Annotated in this window: 1 protein-coding gene; it reads left to right on the forward strand. The window is 39.2% G+C overall.

All coding sequences use genetic code 11. The features are described from left to right. Positions 1-1,008, forward strand: a 1,008-nt coding sequence (locus tag R7E00_RS25370) for a sensor histidine kinase (RefSeq protein WP_318124958.1), incomplete at both ends; no start/stop codon positions are given.

The raw sequence follows: 1,008 nt of genomic DNA on the forward strand, positions 1-1,008 counted from the left end.
GAAATTGTTAGAGTTTGAGAACTTAAATAGCTTTGTTAAAACACATGTTAACTCCGTAATTTTAACGGGCATTCGTTCGGAAGTAACACAAAGCATCATACTATTAATTGGAGCTCAAAAAGGGCATTTTAGTATTGAAAACAAAGAGACTCTAAGGCGCTTTAGACCCCTTATAGAACGTGCTGTTATCGACATAGAAACAAAGGAAAAGTTACAACGTATTGTTGAGGTAAGAACGACTCAACTTGCAAGAGCTCGTGAAGAAGCAGAACTAGCCAACCAGTCAAAATCTGAGTTTTTGGCAATGATGAGCCACGAGATCAGAACGCCTCTTAACTCAGTTTTAGGAATGCTAGACATCCTGAGACAATCTACCTTATCAGATGAACAATTTGATGCCCTCAATCAAATGGAATGCTCCGCTGAGCTTCTTCTAGCCATCATTAGCGACATTCTCGATCTTTCAAAAATTGAATCCGGTAGCTTCCAATTAAACGAACAGTGGATACATTTAAATGACACTGTAACTTTTGTAATTTCTCAGCAAAAACAAGTAGCTATAACTAAGAATCTTTCTTTTAACTTTGATTGTCAGATCTCATCAGACAAACAGTATTGGATTGATTCGACGAGGCTGTCACAGATTCTCTTTAACTTGATTGGGAATGCCATCAAGTTTACGGACTCAGGAAGTGTGTCTGTTTCTGTCGCTGAAGAAAATGACGAAGTTGTAGTTTCTATATCTGACACCGGAATTGGAATCTCGAGAGCAAAACAAGCCCATTTATTTACGGCATTCCATCAAGGTGATCGCTCAATTACTCGACGGTTTGGTGGTACAGGCTTAGGGCTTGCTATTACCAAGCACTTAGTTGAAATGATGAGAGGTGAAATCTCTGTAAAAAGCCGCGAGAATGAGGGTTCTGACTTCACCATTCGAATTCCAGTTCTAACACGTTACAACCAAAACCGTCCTGTAAAAATTGAGCATAATAGACCAAGCAAAGC

Source organism: Vibrio sp. Vb1755 (assembly GCF_033338635.1).
In the GTDB taxonomy this organism is placed as follows: domain Bacteria; phylum Pseudomonadota; class Gammaproteobacteria; order Enterobacterales; family Vibrionaceae; genus Vibrio; species Vibrio alginolyticus.